This is a genomic window from uncultured Rikenella sp. (assembly GCF_910577125.1).
In the GTDB taxonomy this organism is placed as follows: Bacteria; Bacteroidota; Bacteroidia; order Bacteroidales; family Rikenellaceae; genus Rikenella.
The window spans coordinates 1-2,572 of the sequence record NZ_CAJTMN010000173.1 but is presented as its reverse complement, the minus strand read 5'-3'; the positions used below and the strand labels follow the sequence as shown (position 1 = coordinate 2,572).

Sequence of the window (2,572 nt, the reverse complement as noted above, 5' to 3'; positions counted from 1 at the left end):
CGGTCTCTGCTCGCGTAACGCCGCTCGGTTCTTCAGAAAAGGTACGGTTCCATGCAGGTAGACACAGCGCCCTAATCGCGTCGGGCGAAGCCGATGTAGTAGATCAAGGTCGCAATCGCGGACAGGGCGGCTACCAGATATGTCCGGGCAGCCCAGGTCAAGGCTTCCCGAGCCTGGTTCTGCTGCTGAGAGGTCAGAATCTGCTCGTTTTCGAGCCAGGCCAGCGCCCGCTGCGAGGCGTTGTATTCCACCGGCAGGGTCACGATGCTGAACAGGGCCGATACGGCGATCATCCCGATACCGATCCAGAACAGCACCAAACTGTTGGTCATCCCGGCCAGTATGATGCCGCCGATAATGAAAAATATCGCGAACCGGGACGAAAAGCTGGTCACGGGAACCAAGGCCGAACGCAGTTTGAGCGGGGCATATCCCTCGGCATGCTGCACGGCGTGGCCGCATTCGTGCGCGGCAACGGCTGCGGCGGCAACGGAGTTGCTCTCATAGACCGAGTCGCTGAGGTTCACGGTCTTATTGACCGGGTTGAAGTGGTCGGTCAGTTCGCCCGCCACGTGGGTCACGCGGACGTCGGTGATGCCGTTGTCGCGCAGCATCTTTTCGGCTACTTCACAGCCGGTCATCCCGCCGGCAAAAGGAACTTTCGAATATTTGTTGAATACGCTCTGCAAACGGGCCTGAACGATAAAACCGACGATCCCGATGGCGATAATGAGCAGGAACTCGGGCCCCATCGAATAGAAATAGGAGGAGGAAGCGGTCAGCAGTGTCATGGTAAATGGTGTATGGTTTGGTTATAAAAACGTGTCGAGTGGTCGTTATCGTATTTTGAGGGTCATCAGCGTAATGGCGGCCAACAACAGCTGGACGAGCCAGAAGCGGGTGACGATCTTGACTTCGAAGTAGCCTTTTTTCTGGTAGTGATGGTGCAGAGGGGCCATCAGAAAAACGCGACGACCTTCGCCGTACCGGTGTTTGGTGTATTTGAACCAAAAAACCTGGATGATTACGGAGCAGCTCTCGACGATGAACACGCCGCAAAGAATCGGCAAGAGGAGTTCTTTCCGGATCAGCAGAGCGAAGACGGCGATAATCCCTCCGATGGCCAGTGAACCGGTATCGCCCATAAACACTTGCGCGGGGAAGGAGTTGTACCACAGGAATCCGAGCAAAGCGCCCACGAATGCGGCAGCAAAGACGAGCAGTTCGCCCGAGCCGGGTATGTTCATGATACTCAGATACTCGGAATAGATGACGTTCCCGGAGAGGTAGGCGAGTATCCCGAGCACGACGCCGATGGCGGCGGAAACGCCTGCCGCCAAGCCGTCCAAGCCGTCGGTGAGGTTGGCGCCGTTGGAGACGAGGGTAATAACGAAGGTGGCGACCAAAATATAGAGCAGCCAACCGAGCGTATCGCCCCATTTCCCGTCGACGGGGATCAGGTTCCGGTAGTCCAGGGTGCGGTCTTTGAAAAAGGGGACGGTGGTGTCGGTCGATTTCTCAGGGGGGGTCAGATAGAGCACGGTGCGACGGTTCCCCAGGTCATTGGTCACGACGCGTTCGGCTTCGGCCTGCTGACGGGCGGCGGGCTCGCGCGAGACGATCTGGGGACTGACCCACATGGTGGTGCCGACGATAATCCCGAGGGTCACCTGACCCAAAATCTTGAACCGCCCGCTCAGTCCCTCTTTCCGTTTGCGGAAGACTTTGATGTAGTCGTCGAGAAAGCCGAGCAGCCCCAACCAAACTGTGGTGGCGAGCATCAGCTGGACGTAGATGTTGGTGAGGTCGGCGAACAAAAGAACGGGTATGAGGATTGCGGCCAGAATAATGAGCCCGCCCATGGTCGGGGTTCCGCGTTTCTGGAGCTGGCCTTCGAGTCCGAGGTTTCGCACTTCTTCGCCGATCTGGCGCCGCTGGAGCTGCCGGATAATGTATTTTCCGAAAACTATCCCGATGAGCAGCGATGCGACGATGGCCAGGGCGGATCGGAAGGATATGTAGTTGAACATCCCGGCACCGGGCAGGTCGATGGTCCGGTCGAGGTATTCGGCGATGTGATAAATCATGGACTCTTTCTCGCTATTTCCTGGACAAAGATAATGATTCCGGCGGGCTTTTCGTCACGGCCGGAACGATTAACTTTCTGTCGAAACAGCCCGCCCCGGGCTGCCGCGAATACCACGACGGGCTATTGAAGTTTGTCGGGAATAGCGGTTATAGTTGGTCGTCATCTTATTGCCGTTCGGAAAACCTCTATGTGGCTTGGTGTACAGACCTCTACACGATAGGGCTTAACCCTCAGTCTACACACTACCGCAGCCGCGGTCTTCAGTTGCGTTGCCTCTCGGAAGAAACGGTGCCGACGGGCACTCCGAAATAGCCGAATCTACCCTAAGACAGCCTCTACCCTACCCCGTTGCGGCCGGACGCCCGGGAGTGATCTGGGGTAGAGGCTGCCAGTAAAAGACGCTGTGCGTCCCTCCCGGGGAGGGAGGCTCCGGCCCGCGCGACTCTTCGAGTCGCAAGAGCATCGCCCTACCCACAACTTACA

At 57.5% G+C, this 2,572-nt stretch carries 3 protein-coding genes; 1 reads left to right on the top strand and 2 read right to left on the bottom strand.

The features are described 5' to 3' along the window. Positions 1-71: 71 nt before the first annotated feature. Both QZ292_RS10275 and mraY read right to left on the bottom strand, forming a co-directional pair. Positions 72-791, bottom strand: coding sequence for a zinc metallopeptidase (locus tag QZ292_RS10275; RefSeq protein WP_294601239.1), 720 nt, complete (start codon positions 789-791; stop codon positions 72-74). 45 nt (positions 792-836) lie between these two features. After that, a complete protein-coding gene (gene mraY / locus QZ292_RS10270; RefSeq protein WP_294601238.1) occupies positions 837-2,087 on the bottom strand; it encodes a phospho-N-acetylmuramoyl-pentapeptide-transferase in 1,251 nt (416 codons plus the stop codon). A gap of 191 nt (positions 2,088-2,278) precedes the next feature. Here mraY and QZ292_RS10265 point away from each other — a divergent pair, with 191 nt between their 5' ends. Further along, positions 2,279-2,401: a hypothetical protein gene (locus tag QZ292_RS10265; protein ID WP_294601236.1), complete on the top strand. Its 123-nt coding sequence runs from the start codon at positions 2,279-2,281 to the stop codon at positions 2,399-2,401. Positions 2,402-2,572: the final 171 nt, after the last annotated feature.